We start from the raw sequence: 17,099 nt of genomic DNA on the forward strand, positions 1-17,099 counted from the left end.
GGTTAATGCTATATATACGATTTAGGCGTGATCGTTGAAGATGTTGGTCACGGATCCTTCGTCGAAAACCTCACGGATAGCACGTGCTATCAGCGGAGCAATCGATAGAACCGTCAGATTATCGAAAGACTTCTCGGCAGGCACGGGCAGCGTGTTAGTGACAACCACTTCGGAGGCACCGCATCCGGAAAGGATATCGACGGCTGCACCGGAAAATACGGGGTGGGTTGCCGCGATAATGACTTCTTTCGCGCCTTTATCCTTCAGAACCTTAACCGCACCAGCAATGGTTCCGCCGGTATCAATCATATCGTCGATCAGTACGCAGGAACGCCCTTCAACGTCGCCCACGACGGTTTTCGAGACGGCGTGATTCGGCACGTTAATATCGCGTGTCTTATGCACGAAGGCCAAAGGGGCACCGCCGAGCAGGGCAGCCCAATGCTCAGCCACGCGTACACGACCGGTATCCGGGGAAACGACGGTCACGTTCTCGGGGTTCTCAACGCGCCCGCGAATATAATTCGCCAGAACTGGGACAGCAAAGAGATGGTCGAGCGGACCATCAAAGAAACCCTGAATCTGCGAAGTATGCAGATCGACGCACATCAGGCGGTCCGCGCCAGCGGTCTTGTACAGATCGGCAATCAGACGAGCCGAAATAGGCTCACGTCCCTTATGCTTCTTATCCTGGCGGGCATAAGGGTAGAAAGGCGAAACTACGGTAATCGAGCGGGCGGAGGCACGCTTGAGCGCATCAATCATAATGATCTGTTCCATCAGCCATTCGTTGATGGGCGCCGGGTGCGACTGAATCACGAAAGCATCGGCGCCGCGCACAGATTCCTCGAAGCGCACATAGGTCTCACCGTTGGCGAAGGTATACGCAGAGGTCGGCAGCAGGTCATGCCCCAGTTCAGCAGCGATTTCTTCGGCTAGTTCCGGATGCGCCCGCCCGGACACCACTGCCATTTTACGCATCCCAGGATTGGTAATCTCGCTAGACATGATTGTGTTCGCTTTCCTTGTGAACTCGGTGTGTGAAAACTACTCCTGCGCGGCCTCAGCAGCCTGTGCAGACTCGGTTCCTTCACGATTTTTTAGAACCCAGTCATCAATATTGCGCTGGGAAGTCTCAGAAATAGCGAGCGCACCCGCCGGAACATCCTTGCGGATCAGGGCTCCCGCACCGGAATATGCGCCGTCTCCAACGGTGACAGGTGCCACGTAGATGCCGCCCGAGCCCATGCGGGTATGCGCGCCGATAACGGTTCGGTTCTTAGTAACCCCGTTATAATTGGCAAAAATGGATCCCGCACCAATATTGGCGCCTTCGCCGATTTCGGCATCCCCTACGTAGGTGAGGTGGGGTACCTTGGCGTCCTGTCCGATCTGTGAGTTCTTGGCTTCGCAGAAGGCCCCGAGTTTTGAATTCGCGCCCAAAACGGTACCGGGGCGCAGGTATGAGAAGGGGCCTACGGTGGCGTTTTCGGCGATGGTTGCACCGAAACCGTGGCTGCGGATAACGGTTGCGCCGGTTTCGATCGTCATATCGGTCAGGGTTGTGTCCGGACCAATAGTTGCACCGGTGGCGACCGATGTTGTCCCGTGCAGCTGCACGCCGGGCAGCAGAGTTGTATCGTTTTCAAGGGTAACGGTTACATCGATCCAGGTGTTGTGCGGATCCACGATAGTTACACCGTTACGCATATGTTTTTCCAGGATACGTTCGTTGAGTTTACGCCCAAGCTGCGCAAGCTGCACGCGGTCGTTCGCACCTTCAACCTCCCAGCGATCCTCAATAGCGAGGGCGGCGGTGCGATGCCCCTTATCGCGGGCTATAGCCAGCACATCGGTAATGTATTTCTCACCCTGTGCGTTGTCGGTCGTGACCTCTAGCAGGGCTTCGCGCAGAACCTTAGCATCAAAAGCGTAGATACCCGAGTTGATTTCGGTAATCGCCAGCTCTTGGGGGGTTGCATCTTTGGCCTCCACAATGGCGGTAACTTCGCCTGCTTGATCGCGCACGATGCGCCCGTAGGCACCGGGCTCTTCGATATTAGTAGTGAGCACGGTAACGGCGTTGCGTCCCTCTTCATGGAAGTCCATCAGTTCGCGCAGAGTTTCGGCGCGAAGCAGGGGTACGTCGCCGTAGGTGACCAACACGGTACCATCAACGAGATCGGAATTATCGAGGGCGTTGAGACCGACTTCAACGGCTCGACCGGTGCCGGGAATGTCGTCCTGATCAACGATGGTGACCTGGGCATCAAAGTCAAGAATATGCTGGGCTACCTTATCACGCTGGTGCCGCACCACAACGGCTAGGCGCTGAGGGTCTAGGTCTCGGGCAGCAGCTACGGCGTGTTCCACCATGGAACGACCGCCTATCGCGTGCATAACTTTGGGGGTAGCAGATTTCATACGAGTGCCAGCTCCCGCAGCCAAAACAATAACAGCCGAAGGTGCCTTCCGATTTTCTGCGTTCACCTAGATGTCTCCTTGTTAGGTGTGGGATATAGCCGGAAGTCTACCCCCGAACTATTCGCTCCGCCACCAGGATTCGAACCTAGACAAACGGCTTCAAAGGCCGCTGTGCTGCCATTACACCATGGCGGATTATCCGCATGAACACCCGTCGGATTGACGGACAAAGAAACGGATACTCCATAGTGTAGCAAAAATAGCAGCGTTCTCACACACGCCACTCTGTGCCATCGGGAAGCCCTAATTTTTGCATTAACACGGTGCCTGTGGTGCCTCAGATGCCCTGGGATTTATCTCTCACCGGCGTGGTTTTCGCCGGATTTATACGAAGACTTCCAGGCGTGTGGGAGTCAGGCGTTACCCTGGATATGTGGCACATTTACTTGGCGGCGAAGCGCTGCACCTTCAGTTCCCTACCCGCACTATTTTTGAGGGGGTGACCGTTGGCATTAATGAGGGCGACCGCATCGGCATTGTGGGTCGCAACGGCGACGGTAAATCCACGCTCATGAAGATTCTGGCGGGGCGTCTTGAACCGGACTCCGGGCGCGTGACGGCGCGCGGTGGCACGCGCATCGGGTATCTGGATCAGTCCGATGTTCTCAACGATTCTCACACGGTCGGTTATGCTCTGGTGGGTGATACTCCAGAGTATGAGTGGGCCTCGCAGCCGCGTATTCGTGATGTTATTGCGGGTTTGGTGTCTGATCTGCCCTGGGATGCGCCGGTTTCTTCACTCTCGGGTGGGCAGCGTCGCCGCGTGGCGCTGGCTGCTCTGCTGATACAGGAATGGGATGTGCTCATGCTGGATGAGCCCACTAACCACCTGGATGTGCAAGCAATTACATGGCTTGCGCATCATCTGAAAAACCGCTGGAGCAAGAACGCGGGCGGCTTACTCGTGGTCACTCACGACCGCTGGTTTCTCGATGAAGTCAGTACCGACACCTGGGAAGTCCACGATAATATCGTGGAACCATTTGAGGGCGGGTATGCGGCTTACGTTCTGCAGCGCGTGGAGCGCGATCGGCAGGCGGCCGCCGCGGAGGCAAAGCGCCAGAACCTGATGCGCAAAGAGTTGGCATGGCTGCGTCGCGGCGCCCCGGCGCGCACCTCAAAGCCGAAGTTTCGCATTGATGCGGCGAATGCGCTGATTGCCGATGTGCCGCCGGTGCGTAATACCGTGGAACTCAAGCAGATGGCGGTTTCCCGTTTGGGTAAGGATGTGGTGGATCTTGAGAACGTCTCGGTCACCTTTGAGGATTCTTCGCTGCCCGACGGTAAACGTGAGGTGCTGCGTCGCGTAACTTGGCGGATTGCGCCGGGTGAGCGCACCGGTATTTTGGGCGTGAACGGTGCCGGAAAATCAACCCTGCTTGCCTTGGTCACCGGCTCTCTGGAACCGACCGAGGGGCGTGTGAAACGCGGTAAGACCGTCAAGGTTGCCACCCTCACCCAGCAGCTGGATGAGCTGAAAGAGGTTGAGAACGACCGCGTATCTGATGTGATCGGCCGCAAGAAGCGCAGCTATATTGCCGACGGCAAAGAGATGTCGCCCTCGCAGATGTTGGAACGGCTAGGTTTTACGAGCGCGCAGCTTTCTACTCCGGTGAAAGATCTGTCGGGTGGGCAGAAGCGACGACTGCAGCTCATGCTCATTCTCTTGGACGAGCCGAATGTGCTGATTCTGGACGAGCCTTCAAACGACCTGGATACCGATATGCTGGCGGCGATGGAGGATCTGCTCGATACCTGGCCCGGTACCCTGCTGGTGGTTTCTCACGACCGTTACCTCATGGAGCGTGTGACCGATCAGCAGTATGCGGTGATTGACGGTTCTTTCCGGCATCTACCCGGTGGTGTGGACGAGTATTTGGCACTTTCCGCAGCGGGTCGGGGCGGTTCTGCCGCTGGTGTTACGGGCGGTGCGTCCGTCCCAATGAAAAAGAACGATTATTCGGTTTCTGACGACCAGGCTGAACCAACGGACTCTGGCCCCAAGAGCACGCCGAAAGTATCGGGGGCGCAGGCACGCGCGGCGCAGAAGGAATCCGCCGCGATTGAGCGTCGCCTCGGGAAATTGGGCGAGGAACAGAGTAAGCTCTCCGAACAGATGAGCATGCATGACCCCGCCGATTACGCCGGGCTTGCCGACCTAGGGCAAAAACAGCAGGCGCTTCAGGATGAGATCGACGAGCTAGAGATGCGCTGGCTGGAGCTCTCGGAACTCCTCGGATAGCCGCTCCCCTACTAAAAGAGCCTTGATGCGAATAAAACGGGTTCCTCAACGTTGCATTCACTATCAAGGCTCTTTTTATAAACTCGGGGAAGCATCCGCAAGTTCCGCAGCCATAGCCTTTAGGTCCGCATCCAGCCGGGGGCTGCGCAAACCCGCAGCCTGAAATAGCTCGGTGAAACGGTGCCGCCAATCCAGTCTTTGCAGCGCCATACGCACCTGGTTTCGGCTCTGCTCAGGTGTCCATTCGCTCACAAGCTGCGCCACCGCATTCAGCCCGGCGCGAGCATCCTGCGGGTCAATATCGACGGTCGCTCCATCCCACAATATCTCGCGCGTACTTTCGGTTTTAGGCACCTGCCCCACCACGGTCACCCCGTGGGCGAGCGCGTCCGTCCAGCGCCCGGTAATGTACTCCTTGTTTGGGTGCGTGTACGATGCGGGGCTCACCAAAGTACTAAAAGCCAGTACAAACTTGGCGTCCGCGAGTGCTCTCTGCAAAGACTCGATGGATTCTTGATCGGTTACACCGAACGGCGGGCGCCCCGCGAAGGTTATTCCCACTTGCCGGGCAAGTTCTGCGGTGTGTTCATCGTCGTCATAGGCGGAGGGTTGGCGCCCCACACGAAGTATATCGGTGGTTTTCGGATGCGCCAGATGCTCATCGAATTTACTCCACACGTCTGCACCCCAAGGAAGCACCCGCACGTTTTTAACCCCGGCGCTGCGCCAATCGTGCACGTCGTCGCGGTCCGCGACAAAAACGGTGTTATAGGTTCCGTTGGTGGCGATGGCGGGAATGCGGTCATCCCAGAAACTATCGATAACCCACCCGTAAACCCCAGCATAGCGTCGTGCGGCGAGGCGTGGCTGCGCGATAGCGTAAAGCTGTCCGGGGTCGCTGGCGATAACAAGGGCGGTACGTCTTCCGCCGGGAATACGCGGCAGGCGCCCCAGAATTTTGGTGGCGGGTGTAAGCGATGCGCTCGGGTCAGGGGTGACGATGCGCGCGTCCAAGTACGATGCCATCAGGCGCGCCATCTCATGGATGGGCGCCCACCCGGCGCCTTCGGGAACGCCTACGATAATATCTACGTCGTGGGGCATGGGGTATTCATTTCGTGCGAGTTCGAGCGGGAATAGGTCGCGCGTAATTTTGACCTGAACTATGCAAAATGTGCGTCATCACACCGCGCGATATACCACTTAGTATATACGTTTTTAGGTATCGTCCGGGATACTTGGTAATCACCATGACGGAGTGGGTTTTATATCACAGATTATTGAGAGACACGGAGGCAATACTCAGTGCACCATAAATTCCGGGAGCGTTTTCTTCATGTGGATGTGCATAAACTGATCCCGTATAAAGAAAACACTCTCGCATTGCTCCCTACCAAAAAACACTCCGCTGACCGCCGCCTGCAGGTAGGCTACAATATCTTCAGACGGGCTTGCCACGGTGGTAGAGCCGCATAGGTCACACTCACTCACACGAATTCTCATGATTCAGAAACTCAAAGATTTGAAATACCGCCTGCATCTTATGCGGCGAGAACGCACGAATGCGCAAAAACGACGTGAACTCACCAAAAATGGCATTGTTTTTGGTGCCGGAACATATTGCGATCCTAGTTCCACTATTATGCCTAAGGTCGTAATGGGCACGAATTGTTTTGTCAATAAAGAAACTTTGGTGGGCGCGCATACGACTCTGGGAAATAATGTTTTTCTGGGGCCGCGCGTCACCATTTTTGCCGACACCCATGAAATTGGTTCTGCCGCTCAGCGCGCGGGAGCAAATATTACTCGTCCCGTACACATCAAAAACGGCACGTGGGTGGGGCAAAACGCTGTCATTACCGCCGGGGTTACGATCGGCGAAGGATGCGTGATTGCCGCCGGTGCCGTGGTGGTGCACGATTGTGCGCCTCATGGCGTGTATGCGGGCGTTCCGGCGCGGCGCATCCGTGACCTTAATGCCGAAGGGAACTCGTACCCGGTAGCTGAGCAGGTGAAAGGAGGCCGGTCGTGACTCGCCCCAAGCCCATTGCAGCATCCGTCATTATTCCGGTGTATAACGGCGCCAACTATATTACGCAGCAGCTTGATGCCCTCGCAGCCCAAACCGGTAACCCCAGTTTTGAGGTGCTCATTTGTGATAACGGCAGTACCGACGGCACTCGCGCTGTGGTCGAAGGCTACAATGCCCCCTATCCCCTGCGGGTAATAGATGCATCCCAGCGTGGCGGAGCCAGCCACGCCCGCAATATGGGGGCGGTACAAGCCGCAGGTGATATCCTCATCTTCTGCGATGGCGATGATCTTGTAGAACCTGACTGGGTGGCTTCACATCTGTACGTACAAAACCTATATTCCCCTGTCATAGCAAGCGGGTCTCTGCTTCATGATCGGGTCAATACTCCCGAAGTTCTGCGGGCTTACGGTCTTGAACCCGGCGATGACCAGAAGACTCTGAGCACACGCACCAGGATTCTCTACGACGAAGAGCTCACTCCCTATGCTGGTTTTCTGCCGACGGTTGCCGGGGGTAATTTTTCGATTCCTCGCCGCGTATATCTTGAGGCTGGGGGTATGGATTCTTCATATAAGAGTTCCGAAGAGACCGATTTTGCCTGGCGTGTGCAGCTTGCAGGCGTTCCGGCGGCGCTCACGCACGGGCCGCTTCTGCACTATATTCTGCGGGATAAACCTAAACGCATTTTTCATCAGCAGCGCGCCTACCAAAAATACAAGGTACTGCTGTGGGTACACTATCGACGGCATGGAATGCGCGGTCCCAGTACGAAGGCGTCTATCCTGGAGGTTCTGCGGCAGGCCCCTAAGCTTATAAACCCTGCAACCCGTTTTCGGGCGGCGTATCTGGCGGGCGGTAACCTTGGGGCGCTGGAGGGTATTCTTCAGTACCGCATTCTCAAGCGTATTCCGAAGCCGCTGCGGCTGGATACTGCGCCTATTACAGAGGAATAAGGGACTATTCATAAGGAATTAGAGCATCGCGGGGGTTTGGGTGGCGATCGCGTGACGGCCTCGGCGGCGAAGTGCTGCGGCGAGTTCATCAGCTGCGGTCGCGCCCTCCGCAAGAATAGCCACGGTAGGCCCTGACCCAGAGACAAACGCCTCAACCATGCTCTCATTATCCATGGTTAAAATAGTTTCAAGATCGGGTGTTAGGGTCACGGCTGGGTTCTGCAAATCGTTGCGAAGCTGCCTGCCAATTTCGTGGATGCGCGCAATCGGCGCCTCCGTCTGGGTTAGCGCGTGCAGCAGCCCCGAAGGAACCTGCAGCTCGCCAGCTTCGGGGTAACGTCCGGCGGCGCGTCCCTCATCGAGCTCGCTAAATACCTGCGGGGTCGAGAGTCCCTCCGAGGCGGCGACCAGTACAATATCGAGCGGAATCATGTCTTCAGGCAGCTCCACGATGCGCAGCTCGGTTCCGGTGCCCTCCCCCACGGCTAATCCGCCCAGCGGGAACGCGGCACGCACCACAAAAGGCACGTCAGCACCCAAAGGCGCAGCTAGGGCAAGCAGCTCTTCGAGTCCGAGGGTACGTTCGGTAAGCCGCTTCTCATAGAGATACTGATCGACGGCAAGAAGCGCGGCGGCGGCATCTGCCGAGCCACCCGCCATGCCCCCGGCCACGGGAACGGCCTTATCGATATGCAGGTGCAGGTTCAGATCGTTCACGGTGAGCCCGTGCGCCTGCACCATAGAGACGGCTGCACGATGCGCCAGGTTCGACTCGTCCAACGGCACCTCGGCTAGATCAAATTCTCCGGCACGGTGCTGCTGATCGACCAGGGATTCGGACACAATATCCAGGCTCAGGGTAATTCCCGGCTTCTGACCATCACGTGCGGTTACGGTTTCGTAGATATTGACCGAAGAAAAGAGCGTGGCGAGCGGATGGTAGCCGTCTTCGCGGGGGTTACCCACGGCAAGATAGAGATTTACTTTGCCGGGCGCTTTTGCCCGAGTTTCTAGAACATGCATTCTTTATCCATCTCCGGTTTCCCGGTCTTAACTTTCATCCGCCACTAAAGCTGGCACCCGATGCGCCGCCTGGGCAATCCGAATATACCCGTGAATATCTAACTTTTCGCCACGCTCAGTAGGAGTAATGCCCGCCTCGGTCAGGATCACTTCGGCACGAGCACCGGAACCAGCCCACGAAGCAAGCGCGGCCCGCAGGGTCTTCCGCCGTTGGGCGAAAGCAGCGTCAATCACGGTAAAGACTTCGTCGCGGTCAATATCGGCGAGCGGCTGCGGGCGCATCCTGAAACCCACAAGCCCGGAGTTAATCTTCGGGGCGGGCCAGAATACGTTTTTACCAATAACCCCCGCTTTAAAGACCTCAGCATACCAGCTTGCCTTCACCGAAGGAACCCCGTAAATCTTGGATCCGGGTTTCGCCGCCAGACGATCGGCAACCTCATCCTGCACCATCACCAAGGCGTGGCAAATGCTCGGAAATTGCGCGAAAAGGTGCAGAAGCACCGGAACCGCCACGTTATAGGGCAGGTTAGCGACCAGCGCATCCGGCGTGTGGGGAAGCTCAGTCACCTTGAGAGCGTCCATAAGCACCACATTAACGTTTTGTGCCTTATCGGGGCGGAATTTGGCGATAGTATGCGGTAGCTGCTGCGCCAATGGCGGATCGATTTCAACCGCTACAACCTGGCGCGCGGCATCTGCCAACCCCAGGGTGAGAGAGCCTAGTCCGGGACCGATTTCGAGCACGGTTTCGTCGTCGGTAATATCCGCTGCGGTAACGATGCGGCGAATAGTATTCGGGTCAATCACGAAGTTCTGCCCCAGGGTCTTTGTAGGGCGAATGCCCAGCTGCGCGGCAAGGTCACGGATTTCTTGAGGACCCAGCAGGGGTTTATCGCTCAGATTTTCTCTCACCCTATCTATTCTACGGAAGGTTGCAGGTCTAGGTCGAAGGACGCCGCTCACTGGTGCGGGTAGTTACTTGAGAACTCTGCGTTTCTTCCGTATCTGCCAGAGAGTAGATTTGACGATGTTTTGGGCGTTCTTCAGCCGGGCCTTGGGCGCGGCGTAAATCCGCAGCTTATTGAGGAGCGGCTGTTTTTTTGTCTGGTTTGCTTTATGGTACACAAAATGCGTCCCGTCTTCCTCGATAAGACTATTTCCTGTCCAACCGCACAGTCCTGGCTGCACAACCTTAATATCCACCCCAAAATCAGCGGCGAAAAGGGGCCAATCATCTGCTAGCCAGTATTGTGAGCCGCGCGCATCAATCTGCTCAATAATTTTCTGCGCCGCCGACCGAGAGATCAGATACAGTCCTGTACAGGCAGTCCAGTCGTTAGCGCAGTACCCTAAACGGTGACGACCCCAAATAAACGGAGAAAACAATGACAACCGGGGGTAAGGGGTACGGGCATTCATACGACCCATCTGGGTGGACCAGCCATCCGCAAAATTCACCACGCCAATACTGAGAGATTTTTCAATAACCCGAGAAACAATTTCATCAATGGAGGCGTGTATCAATGCATCGTCCTCAGCAACAAGTGCCCATTCTTCCCCGCTTTTTAGAAAATCACGCCACACGTAAGTATGGCTCAAGGCGCATCCTACTTCCCCGGGACGGGCTAGACGGCCTGCTCTCTTCTCAAAATAGATGTTATCAAATTCAGGGCTTTCCCCAGGAATAGGTAAAGCACGCCCATCTACTCCCCAAAATATATCAAAACCAGTGCCCCCTGGAGCACTGAAGAAATACTCAAGACGATTTTCGTCTTTAAGAGCAACAACATATTTTTTCATTTTCCCTCTTTATATTTGATGTGACAATGATTTACCGGTATCCACCGGAATATATTTCAAATTGCATACCTGCAATAGTTTTTATATTATCTTTATACTTCAAGCTTAATGGACTCACAATATTCCCTGATAAATCAGACCAGGGGACAGGATACTCTGGCATATATTCAAATGCTTGAGAGTTATAACGCCCCTCTAAAAGGGTTGAAAAGTAATCCATACGGCGATGTATTTCAGAAATCCACTCATCGGTAAACCTGCTGTATGGTTTGCACGCATAAGCAGACATATTCACAATCGACCTATAGTAGTTACGCTGGTCTTTCCCCAATACCCCACTTGCTGGTGACGAATTCCGGGAATTTTTTTCATGCGGCGCGATCACCCACATATCTGGGGTAGCATTAAGCTCCTCAAGAAGAGGTAACCAGGGCTTATCCATAGGTTTTATATCCATATAGACACCACCGTGATGGTGCATCAGGTAGGCACGCATATAGTCGGAACGCTGAATGTAGCTCAACTTCACGTATGAAGGGTGTAAAGGATACCCAGGAACTATATAGTCATCCAGATTATCTGGAGTCACCAGAATAACTTTACTCTCAGGGTTAGTGGAGCGAATAAGATTAAGTGATTTCCGACGGGCAGGCGTTATTTCGTTATCTCCTGTCCACACTACAAATATCTGGTTAGGGGCATCTCGAAGATTATCTTTAGGAAGTTGGGAATCGTAGAATAAGTGATTAACAGAGAAGGTACTAGAGTTTGGCACAACAACATCACCAATACGATGAGTGTATTTCTCAAGGTCATAAGAATATGGGTTTTTCTGCGAATACCAACTGCGCATCTTATCTATCCCCGCGCCATCTTTGACATAATTAATCCATATATAATGTTTTATTCTTTTTGAAAAAGAAATGATTGACACGGCTTTACCCTAGTTCTCTCACATTAACATGCTATTGATACGTTACGGGATAGAAAACTATTTATCGGGATGCCATATCACACAAATACAGAATTTACTCCAGAAATTATGAGGTAAAGCCTTAAAAGGTGAGATATAGCATCTACCATAATAGCATATACGCGTGATAGTTCATGCAGGCTTCGATAAAGGTGGCACAAAAAATACTTATACCTTATGCACTGATCGTTACCATCGTCTAGACCCCCTCAAGTCCCCAGCTGCCGTAGACACGCATCGAGTTCGCGCGGATAATTCGGCACAGGTCTTCTAGGTTCTGCTCGCGGTGCGCCGCCATGAACCGCACCGTATAGTTCGTCATGTACGAGGCATTCGGGCGGCCCCTAAACGGGTGCGGGGTCAAAAAAGGCGCATCCGTCTCGGCAAGAATCAGCTCAGGGCGTGCCATACGCAACGACTCCTGAATATCCTTCGAGTTTTTGAAGGTCACGGTTCCGGCGAAGCTCATGTACCAGCCCTGCTCATTGCACATGCGAGCCAGTTCAGCCCCGCCCGAGTAGCAGTGAAATACAGTACGCTCGGGGGCGCCCTCCTCAAGGAGGATGCGCACTACATCATCGTGCGCCTGCCGGTCATGAATCTGAAGCGCCAGATCGTGCTTCTTCGCCAGGCGAATATGCTCGCGAAAGCTGCGCTGCTGGGCCTCGGTGCCCTCTTCCCCGGTGCGAAAATAGTCGAGCCCGGTCTCGCCGATAGCTCGCACACGCGGTTCGGCGGCGAGCACATCCAAGGTCTCCAGAGCCTCATCAAGGGTACCGGAGGAATCCAGTTCGGGAGCGGTGTTGGGGTGAACGGCAACCGCCGCCAAAACCCGCCGGTCGGCGCGGGCGGCGGCAACCGCATACAGCGAGGAGGGAATATCGCAGCCGACCTGCACAATGGCACCTATGCCGAGTTTTTCCCCGGTATCGAGGGCATCCCGGGCAGTAACTTCTACTTCGCCATCAAGCAGATCCATATGGGTGTGGTTATCGACGATGGCGTACGGCAGAGGCTCGGGTGCAGGCGGGAACACAAGGTTGCGGGACCGTCCGTCGTCGCCCTTCGTGGAGCGGCGGCGGGTGCCTTCACCCGAGGGTTCCTGCGCTATGCCTCCCCCGGTCTCGTCTCGGTAAAGCTCGGCTCGGTAGGGCGCGGGAGTTTGCCCTTCTTCGATCTGCCAGCCGTGCGGAAGCACGCTCGTCATCAGTTCTTCTTCGCTCGGCATCTTATAGTGTGCCAAGGCTGCAAGAGAGTCTAAATATTCCTGGGTGAGTTCGGTTTGCTCGGAGTGACTATGGCACACGGTATTCTCCTGTGGGCTGTGTTGAGGTGTGTTTAGGCGTTGGCATTTCGAGCGGCGAGGGCGGCTTCATAGAGTTCTCGTTTGGAGGCACCCGTTTCGGCGGCAACTGCGGCGCACGCATTTTTGAGGCGTTCCCCCGCATTCACCCGTTCGAGGACGAGACTTACCACGTCTTGCGCCTGCGGAGTTTCGAGAGGCTCGGCGCCAGCAACCACAATCACGATTTCGCCGCGCACCTGGGTTTTGTGCGCCCAGTCGGCGAGTTCGTTCAGGGTGCCGCGCAGGGTTTCTTCGTGCAATTTGGTGAGTTCGCGGCATACGACGGCACGCCGTTCTCCTCCGAAAACCCGGGCAAAATCTGTGAGCGTGGCGGCTACACGATGCGGCGATTCATAGAAAATCATGGTGCGCTCTTCCGCCGCCAGGGAGTTCAGCCTTCTTGTACGTTCTGAGCCTTTACGCGCCAGGAACCCCTCAAAGGTGAACCGTCCGGTGGGCAGTCCAGAGAGCGCGAGCGCGGTCAATGCCGCTGAGGGACCGGGGATCACGGTCACCGGCAGGTCGGCGTCGGCAACGGCGGATGCGGCAACATAGCCGGGGTCTGAGATGGTTGGCATACCGGCATCTGAGAGCAGCAGAACTGTGTTCCCGTCGCTGACCGCTTGCACGAGCTGGGCGCTGCGTTCCGCCTCGTTATGATCGTGATTTACGATAATTCGTCCCGTGGTGTGCACTCCTAACCCGGAGGCAAGGGTGCGGAGCTTGCGAGTATCTTCGACGGCGATCACGTCGGCGGTAGCGAGCGCCTGCCGTAACCGGTCGCTGGCATCTGAGAGGTTGCCGATAGGGGTTCCGCCGAGAATGAGAATACCTTCCTCACGCCCATCAGACGCTAGGGACTGCGTTGTTGTATCGGCGGAGGTGGTACTTTGTGTATCGCGCTCATACATTTCGTTTTCGCTCACTCCCCCAGTGTATCGTGTGTGCTTTTCATCTCGGAGGTGCTCTATGCCGCCATAGCGCTTAGTTCCGCATGATGTCGGTGTAGTTTTATAGATTTTATATATGGTCTGAGCCAGATTTTTGTGGTTTCAGGTATTTTCAAGAAGACGTGGAGGCTTACACCCTATAGGATTGATAGGTGATGTTAACCGGTAGTCTTTCTTTTACGAAGTCCAGAGTGCAGTACTCTCTGTCGAATCTTTTCGAGGCTCTGGGCGTCGCCCGTGTTTCGCTGCCCCGTTGGGGCTGGCTTGCACCGACCCTGATTTTACTCTTGGCGGGTGTGCTGCGTTTTTATAACCTGGCACACCCGAATGCAATTGTCTTTGACGAAACCTACTATGCCAAGGACGCCTATTCGTACCTGCACTACGGATATGAAGTTTCATGGTCGAGCGGTGTGGATCACGCATTCGCTTCGGGGGATTTTAGCGGTATCTTGCCGAACAGCCCCGAGTATGTGGTGCACCCGCCCCTGGGTAAGTGGATGATTGCCTGGGGAATGGCGATTTTCGGCGAGAACGCTTTCGGCTGGCGTGTGAGTGCCGCGATTATTGGTACGCTCGCGGTGGCGCTTCTGGCGGTTGCCGGGTGGCTCATGTTCCGTTCGGTCACGGTTGCCTCTATCGCTGCGCTGCTGGGTGCTGTTGATGGTTTGATGTTTGTGGAATCCCGTCTGGCGCTTCTCGATATTTTCCAGATGTTCTGGATTTTAGCGACTTTTGTCTGTCTGCTTCTTGACCGGCAGGCAGCGCGTAGAAGGCTCGCGGCGAATGTTATGAAGATTGTGGATGCGCACGGCGAGTCGGGCTTGCAGAAGATTGTTTTCGGCCCCGGCTCTGGTCTGCACCTGTGGCGGTTTGCCGCCGGTATATGTGCCGGTGCCGCCGTAGCGGTGAAGTGGAACTCGCTGTTCTTCATTGCTGCAATGGGTGTGCTGACGGTGTTTTGGGATATGAACGCGCGGCGCATCCTGGGGTTGAAAAATTGGGGTATTGTCGCTCTGATTCGAGAGGGTATTCCTGCGTTTATTCAGATGATTGGCGTGGGTCTTATCGTCTATCTGACCACCTGGATTGGTTGGTTTAAGTCGTCAAACGCTTTCTACCGCCACTGGAGTAATCAGTTCCCCGACTCGGGTGCTGTGAAATGGCTTCCCGAGGATTTGCGCCTACTCTGGGAGTATCATACATCCGCGTTTAAGTTCCATTCGGGGCTCAGCAGTGAGCATCGCTACGCTTCGCAGGCTTGGCAGTGGCTTATTCTGGGACATCCGACGTCGTACTACTATGAGGCGCCCAAGTTTGGTGAAAAAGGGTGCACGGCACTCAATTGTTCGCAGGCCATCCTCAATATTGGTAATCCGCTGATCTGGTGGGTGTTTATTCCGGCGATAATTCTCGCCCTAGTCATTTTTATCCTGAAGCGCGACTGGCGTTTTGGGGCTCTTTTGCTGGTTTTTGCCGCAGGCTATCTGCCGTGGTTCCTCTACCCTAACCGCACCATGTTCTTCTTCTACGCTCTCTCCTTTGAGCCTTTCCTCCTCATCCTCTTGGCGGGTTGTTTGGGCGTGCTTTTGGGGAATCGTACCAGTTCCGTCAGACGCGTGCGCGTAGGCGTTTTGTGCGTAGGTGTATACCTGACGGCGGTTCTACTGGTGAGCGCATACTTCTGGCCTCTGTGGACCGGGCAGGTTATCCCGTATGAACAGTGGTACGGGCATATGTGGATTCCAACCTGGATTTAGCGGCGGCGTTCCCCAATACCCGGAACCAACAGGATGCCGCACGAAAAAGGCTCTTGAGGTGAATAAGGTGTTAGAAACACCAATTTATTCACCTCAAGAGCCTTTTTATGCTGGAGGGACGTATGCCGGGTACCCGCTAAGCTTCGATGTCGCCGTCACGTTCGGCGCGCATCGCCTTGATTTTCTGGCGAATCTGGTAGCGCTCCTTGTAATACCGATTTTCCTTCACGAGGCGGTAGCGCGTGGGCCAGGTGAACGCCAGCAGCACACCGATTATCAGCAGGGTTATCACCACGATGGCGAGCGCCGCATCGATCCAGAATTGCGGCGGGTATAGGCGAATGAGCGTATCACTCATGCGGAACTGCCAGTTGCCCTGCGGGAAGAAGGTCGTGTGGAAGGCGGTAAAGAGCCATTCCCAGCTGGTGGCGCCTATGATACCTAGCACCACGAGCATAATAACGGTAGCCCAAGCGCCAGTGTACAGGCTGCGGCGAATAGTGCCGGGGGCGCGTTCCTTCAGCGAAATACTGCCGATTAAGGCCAGCACGCAGAATACCGCCACAGCGATGGTTGCGAAGAGCAAGACTCGTTTGACATCGTGCATATGCTGAATTTCACTCTGGAGGAATGCCGGGGTGTTTGCCGGTCCGGTGGTGGCTTTCGCCAGGTAGTCTTCGGGGGCTAGGTTGGTCACGTAGTCCAGCCCATAGGAGCCCAGCCGCATACGTTCGGCGAGGTCGAATCCGTAGCTGTCTTCGGGGAATCCGGGCCTGCGGTATTCCAGCCAGAGGAATGGTGCGGATGCGACGGCCCGAATAGCGATCATAAACGAGAGGAGCGGTACCGCTGCCGTGATGAGGGCGGCGCGGAGCTTGAGCAGGCGTGGGCGTTCGGCGGCGGCTTCTTGTGCCGCATCTTCTTCCCATGCATTTGAAGTTTCGACGGTACGGGTTGTTTGCGTGCGGTATTTAGGGCGTGAGATCAGCGACCCAGTTGAGATTTTTGTTCCCTTCTCCACGGTCACTAGGGTGGATTTTTGGGGTTTATTATCGACATCTTGGCTGGGGTCTGAGGCGGGTGTATCCGACTCAGCTGCCTTTTCTACCGGAGCCGCTTCTTCGTTCTTTTTCTCGTCAAACTTCTGCACTAAAGTACTGAGCGTGGGGTGCTTCGGAGATCCCTTTGCCTCACGGATAAGAGGAACAAACCCGGTTGAGACGCTGGTGTAGGTACGTACCCGCTGCCCTACGCTTTCCCCTTCCTGCTGACTCGTGTCATGTGCGCCGGATGCTAGATCGCTGGGAATATCGGGGTTGTCTGCAAAATCCGGAGCTTCGGTGTACATCTGTGCCGATACTCCCAGCAGTGATTCGGGTGTTCTTTGTGTTGCGGGGGCGGAAGCACGCGCCGCCGCTTCTTCAACGGTTTCGGTGCCGATCGCGGAGCGTAGCGCATCCCAGGATCTCTGCCCTGAGGATGCGGTACCGCTGTGACTTTCCTGTGCCATAGGTGTCTTTTCTGAATAGAG

The 17,099-nt window shown here is 55.4% G+C and carries 14 protein-coding genes and 1 tRNA gene; 4 read left to right on the forward strand and 11 right to left on the reverse strand.

Annotated features, from left to right (window positions below):
• Window positions 1-21: 21 nt before the first annotated feature.
• The 3 genes from HMPREF3164_RS09620 to HMPREF3164_RS09630 form a co-directional block, all read right to left on the reverse strand.
• Entirely contained in the window at window positions 22-1,008 is a 987-nt protein-coding gene (locus tag HMPREF3164_RS09620; protein WP_048754405.1) for a ribose-phosphate diphosphokinase, read from the reverse strand.
• Window positions 1,009-1,047: 39 nt separating this feature from the next.
• Window positions 1,048-2,490, reverse strand: coding sequence for a bifunctional UDP-N-acetylglucosamine diphosphorylase/glucosamine-1-phosphate N-acetyltransferase GlmU (gene glmU, locus HMPREF3164_RS09625; RefSeq protein WP_048751349.1), 1,443 nt, complete (start codon window positions 2,488-2,490; stop codon window positions 1,048-1,050).
• Between the two features lie 58 nt (window positions 2,491-2,548).
• Window positions 2,549-2,619, reverse strand: a tRNA-Gln gene (locus HMPREF3164_RS09630).
• Between the two features lie 238 nt (window positions 2,620-2,857).
• Between HMPREF3164_RS09630 and HMPREF3164_RS09635 the strand changes: the two genes are divergently transcribed.
• Complete coding sequence (locus HMPREF3164_RS09635) at window positions 2,858-4,726, forward strand: ABC-F family ATP-binding cassette domain-containing protein (protein ID WP_048751348.1); 1,869 nt, start codon at window positions 2,858-2,860, stop codon at window positions 4,724-4,726.
• A 75-nt stretch (window positions 4,727-4,801) separates the two neighbouring features.
• On the opposite strand, the gene HMPREF3164_RS09640 is transcribed toward HMPREF3164_RS09635, so the two are convergent.
• Window positions 4,802-5,830, reverse strand: coding sequence for a glycosyltransferase (locus tag HMPREF3164_RS09640; RefSeq protein ID WP_048751347.1), 1,029 nt, complete (start codon window positions 5,828-5,830; stop codon window positions 4,802-4,804).
• 397 nt (window positions 5,831-6,227) lie between these two features.
• Here HMPREF3164_RS09640 and HMPREF3164_RS09650 point away from each other — a divergent pair, with 397 nt between their 5' ends.
• Together HMPREF3164_RS09650 and HMPREF3164_RS09655 are read left to right on the forward strand one after the other, a co-directional pair.
• Window positions 6,228-6,758, forward strand: coding sequence for an acyltransferase (locus tag HMPREF3164_RS09650; RefSeq protein ID WP_048751345.1), 531 nt, complete (start codon window positions 6,228-6,230; stop codon window positions 6,756-6,758).
• A complete protein-coding gene (locus HMPREF3164_RS09655) occupies window positions 6,755-7,714 on the forward strand; it encodes a glycosyltransferase family 2 protein (protein WP_048751344.1) in 960 nt (319 codons plus the stop codon). Before HMPREF3164_RS09650 ends, HMPREF3164_RS09655 begins: the two co-directional genes overlap by 4 nt.
• An 18-nt stretch (window positions 7,715-7,732) precedes the next feature.
• Here HMPREF3164_RS09655 and HMPREF3164_RS09660 read toward each other — a convergent pair whose 3' ends face one another.
• From HMPREF3164_RS09660 to rsmI, 6 genes are all read right to left on the reverse strand, one after another.
• A complete protein-coding gene (locus tag HMPREF3164_RS09660) occupies window positions 7,733-8,737 on the reverse strand; it encodes a GHMP family kinase ATP-binding protein (RefSeq protein ID WP_070450750.1) in 1,005 nt (334 codons plus the stop codon).
• A 27-nt stretch (window positions 8,738-8,764) separates the two neighbouring features.
• Entirely contained in the window at window positions 8,765-9,652 is an 888-nt protein-coding gene (rsmA, locus tag HMPREF3164_RS09665) for a 16S rRNA (adenine(1518)-N(6)/adenine(1519)-N(6))-dimethyltransferase RsmA (RefSeq protein ID WP_239661929.1), read from the reverse strand.
• A 63-nt stretch (window positions 9,653-9,715) separates the two neighbouring features.
• Window positions 9,716-10,540, reverse strand: a complete 825-nt coding sequence (locus HMPREF3164_RS09670; RefSeq protein ID WP_048751342.1) for a glycosyltransferase family 25 protein — start codon at window positions 10,538-10,540, stop codon at window positions 9,716-9,718.
• A gap of 31 nt (window positions 10,541-10,571) precedes the next feature.
• A complete protein-coding gene (locus tag HMPREF3164_RS09675) occupies window positions 10,572-11,474 on the reverse strand; it encodes a capsular polysaccharide synthesis protein (RefSeq protein WP_048751341.1) in 903 nt (300 codons plus the stop codon).
• Between the two features lie 238 nt (window positions 11,475-11,712).
• A complete protein-coding gene (locus tag HMPREF3164_RS09680) occupies window positions 11,713-12,741 on the reverse strand; it encodes a TatD family hydrolase (RefSeq protein WP_371440326.1) in 1,029 nt (342 codons plus the stop codon).
• A 110-nt stretch (window positions 12,742-12,851) separates the two neighbouring features.
• A complete protein-coding gene (rsmI, locus tag HMPREF3164_RS09685; protein WP_141744130.1) occupies window positions 12,852-13,784 on the reverse strand; it encodes a 16S rRNA (cytidine(1402)-2'-O)-methyltransferase in 933 nt (310 codons plus the stop codon).
• A 179-nt stretch (window positions 13,785-13,963) separates the two neighbouring features.
• Here rsmI and HMPREF3164_RS09690 point away from each other — a divergent pair, with 179 nt between their 5' ends.
• On the forward strand, window positions 13,964-15,568 hold the full coding sequence (locus HMPREF3164_RS09690) for a dolichyl-phosphate-mannose--protein mannosyltransferase (protein WP_070450756.1): 1,605 nt from the start codon (window positions 13,964-13,966) through the stop codon (window positions 15,566-15,568).
• Window positions 15,569-15,704: 136 nt separating this feature from the next.
• On the opposite strand, the gene HMPREF3164_RS09695 is transcribed toward HMPREF3164_RS09690, so the two are convergent.
• Window positions 15,705-17,078, reverse strand: a complete 1,374-nt coding sequence (locus tag HMPREF3164_RS09695; protein WP_070450758.1) for a TIGR01906 family membrane protein — start codon at window positions 17,076-17,078, stop codon at window positions 15,705-15,707.
• Window positions 17,079-17,099: the final 21 nt, after the last annotated feature.

Origin of the sequence: Rothia sp. HMSC08A08, assembly GCF_001808385.1 — a bacterium.
Taxonomy (GTDB): Bacteria; Actinomycetota; Actinomycetes; order Actinomycetales; family Micrococcaceae; genus Rothia; species Rothia dentocariosa.

Coding starts and splice junctions, on each gene's coding strand:
- HMPREF3164_RS09620 (WP_048754405.1), bottom strand. CDS start 1,008: ATGTCTAGCGAGATTACCAATCCTGGGATGCGTAAAATGGCAGTGGTG.
- HMPREF3164_RS09640 (WP_048751347.1), bottom strand. CDS start 5,830: ATGCCCCACGACGTAGATATTATCGTAGGCGTTCCCGAAGGCGCCGGG.
- HMPREF3164_RS09650 (WP_048751345.1), top strand. CDS start 6,228: ATGATTCAGAAACTCAAAGATTTGAAATACCGCCTGCATCTTATGCGG.
- HMPREF3164_RS09660 (WP_070450750.1), bottom strand. CDS start 8,737: ATGCATGTTCTAGAAACTCGGGCAAAAGCGCCCGGCAAAGTAAATCTC.
- HMPREF3164_RS09670 (WP_048751342.1), bottom strand. CDS start 10,540: ATGAAAAAATATGTTGTTGCTCTTAAAGACGAAAATCGTCTTGAGTAT.
- HMPREF3164_RS09680 (WP_371440326.1), bottom strand. CDS start 12,741: ATGCCGAGCGAAGAAGAACTGATGACGAGCGTGCTTCCGCACGGCTGG.
- HMPREF3164_RS09690 (WP_070450756.1), top strand. CDS start 13,964: ATGTTAACCGGTAGTCTTTCTTTTACGAAGTCCAGAGTGCAGTACTCT.
- HMPREF3164_RS09695 (WP_070450758.1), bottom strand. CDS start 17,078: ATGGCACAGGAAAGTCACAGCGGTACCGCATCCTCAGGGCAGAGATCC.